This window comes from Pedobacter sp. ASV12 (genome assembly GCF_016429155.1).
Taxonomy (GTDB): domain Bacteria; phylum Bacteroidota; class Bacteroidia; order Sphingobacteriales; family Sphingobacteriaceae; genus Pedobacter.
Genome location: NZ_JAELUC010000311.1, coordinates 1 through 428, shown reverse-complemented (window position 1 = coordinate 428; position 428 = coordinate 1). Strand labels below are relative to the sequence as shown.

At 44.9% G+C, this 428-nt stretch carries 1 tRNA gene and 1 rRNA gene; both read left to right on the top strand.

Going from position 1 to position 428, the window contains the following annotated elements:
• Positions 1-100, top strand: a 16S ribosomal RNA gene (locus JHD69_RS20455); the annotation flags it as partial.
• A gap of 201 nt (positions 101-301) precedes the next feature.
• Positions 302-376, top strand: a tRNA-Ile gene (locus tag JHD69_RS20450).
• Positions 377-428: the final 52 nt, after the last annotated feature.

Sequence of the window (428 nt, the reverse complement as noted above, 5' to 3'; positions counted from 1 at the left end):
AGTACGTAGCCGCAAGGAGCGTCCTAGGGTAAAACCGGTAACTGGGGCTAAGTCGTAACAAGGTAGCCGTACCGGAAGGTGCGGCTGGAATACCTCCTTTCTGGAGTAGATTGGACTACTCGCTGCGCAACATGATATTCTCTATTAATTAAAAAGAAACAAAAGAAACACCAGAAAATTAACCTGACGTTTTGTAAGCTATCCAGATAGCACGGAACGGTAAAGTTATTGTGTAGAAGTTAGGCAGTAGCAGTAATATACTATATACTACTGTATAATTGTCTAAACTTAACCAAACCATAGTCCCGTAGCTCAGCCTGGTTAGAGCACTACACTGATAATGTAGGGGTCTCCAGTTCAAATCTGGACGGGACTACAGCGCCTGGGTTGTTTTTTTGGGGGATTAGCTCAGCTGGCTAGAGCGCCTG